The sequence below is a fragment of the Algibacter sp. TI.3.09 genome (assembly GCF_038154905.1).
Classification (GTDB): Bacteria; Bacteroidota; Bacteroidia; order Flavobacteriales; family Flavobacteriaceae; genus Algibacter.
This window is the reverse complement of sequence record NZ_JBAKAN010000075.1, coordinates 1-285: the sequence shown is the minus strand read 5'-3', so window position 1 is coordinate 285 and position 285 is coordinate 1. Positions and strand designations below refer to the sequence as shown.

The following is a 285-nucleotide window of genomic DNA, read 5'->3' as shown; positions in this document are numbered from 1 at the left end:
ATGGTGTACACCAGGAAATCCGTTTGCTGAAGGTGGACCTTCAAAAAACACGAAAGGTTTTTTGCCTTCTCTTGTGGTTACACTTTTTTCAAATATGTTATTTTCTTGCCAATTGTTTAAGATCTGGTCTGCAACATTTGGTAAGTCAAGTCCTTTGTAATCAGGAAATTTAGCGCTCATGTATCATCAATTCTAGTAAGGTTGCGAATTTAAGGAATAATACTTAAAACATTAATTTTTTGAAATAAAAAAAGACCACTAGTGTTGTGGTCTTTTTGAATTGCG

General features: G+C 33.7%; 1 protein-coding gene. It reads right to left on the bottom strand.

All coding sequences use genetic code 11. The annotated features are described in order from the left end of the window. Positions 1–180, bottom strand: a 180-nt coding sequence (locus V6246_RS18385) for a class I tRNA ligase family protein (RefSeq protein ID WP_341561883.1), incomplete at its 3' end; no start/stop codon positions are given. Positions 181–285 lie beyond the last annotated feature (105 nt).